The 1,310-nt window shown below is 30.4% G+C and carries 1 protein-coding gene; it reads left to right on the top strand.

Annotated elements, in window-relative coordinates; translation table 11 throughout:
• Positions 1–59: 59 nt before the first annotated feature.
• A complete protein-coding gene (locus B0174_RS12000; RefSeq protein WP_108561347.1) occupies positions 60–1,262 on the top strand; it encodes an IS256 family transposase in 1,203 nt (400 codons plus the stop codon).
• Positions 1,263–1,310 lie beyond the last annotated feature (48 nt).

Below are 1,310 nucleotides of genomic sequence, written 5' to 3'. Positions count from 1 at the left end.
GGGATCGTTCAAAATTTTGTGTCAAACAGGTAAAATAAACAATACCAAAGGACACAAAGATGAAGATAGAAATAGATGTAGAGCAATTTGCTCGTGATATAAAAGCTGGTAAAAGTATCGGTGGAGCAAATGGCGCATTAGGTTCTTTAATAAAACAATTAACAGAAGCTGCACTTGCAGCTGAAATAGATTCACATCTTGCTCAAGATTTGAGTAGTAATAGAAAAAATGGATATAGTTCAAAGACTATGAAAAGTGATCATGGAACATTTGAACTTGATGTTCCAAGAGATCGAAATGGTAACTTTGAGCCTGAAATTGTAAAGAAAAATCAAACTAGTATTACAAGTGAAATTGAAGATAAAATATTATCTTTATTTGCATTAGGTAATAGTTATTCACAAATAGCTAAACATATAGAAGATTTTTATTGTGTAGGCTTCTCAAAAGCCACCATAAGTGCAGTAACTGATAAAATCATACCAATGCTAAATGAATGGAAAGTTCGTCCATTAGAAGCTGTATATCCATTTGTATTTCTTGATGCAATTCATTATAAAGTAAAGGAAGATGGTAAATATATTTCTAAAGCTTTTTATACTGTTCTTGGAGTTAAACTTGATGGTAAAAAAGAAGTATTAGGACTTTACTTGAATGAAAGTGAAGGTGCAAAATTTTGGCTACAAGTATTAACTGATTTACAAAATCGTGGTGTACAAGATATTTTAATAGCTTCAGTTGATGGGTTAAAAGGCTTTCCCGAAGCTATAAACTCTGTATTTCCAAATACTGAAGTACAACTTTGTATAGTTCATCAAATAAGAAATTCACTAAAATATGTAGGTTCTGCAAATCAAAAACAATTTGCGAAAGAATTAAAATCAGTTTATCAATCTTTCACAAAAGAAGAAGCCCAATTAGAACTTGATAAATTAGAAGAAAAATGGGGTAAAAAATATCCTATAGTTTTTACTTCTTGGAGAAATAAATGGGAAAATTTAACAGTATATTTCCAATACCCAGAAGATATAAGAAGAGTAATTTATACAACAAATATAATAGAATCAGTTCATAGACAATTTAGAACTTTAACTAAGACAAAAGGGGCATTTCCTAATGATGATAGCTTGTTAAAATTACTGTTTATGGGAATAAAAAATGCTCAAGAGAAATGGACAATGCCAATAAGAAATTGGAGCTTAACAATTTCACAACTAGCCATCCACTTTGATGGACGGCTTGATGATGCTTTAAATTTATGATAGAATTTTAGGAATTATCTAGGCTGACACAGAATGATGAACACTACC

The sequence above is a fragment of the Arcobacter caeni genome (assembly GCF_003063245.1).
In the GTDB taxonomy this organism is placed as follows: Bacteria; Campylobacterota; Campylobacteria; order Campylobacterales; family Arcobacteraceae; genus Aliarcobacter; species Aliarcobacter caeni.
The sequence above is the reverse complement of the archived record's forward strand: the minus strand, read 5'-3'. Positions and strand labels throughout refer to the sequence as shown.

What these genes read in the sequence shown, in the direction of transcription:
- B0174_RS12000 (WP_108561347.1), top strand. Translation starts at nt 60, where the DNA reads ATGAAGATAGAAATAGATGTAGAGCAATTTGCTCGTGATATAAAAGCT.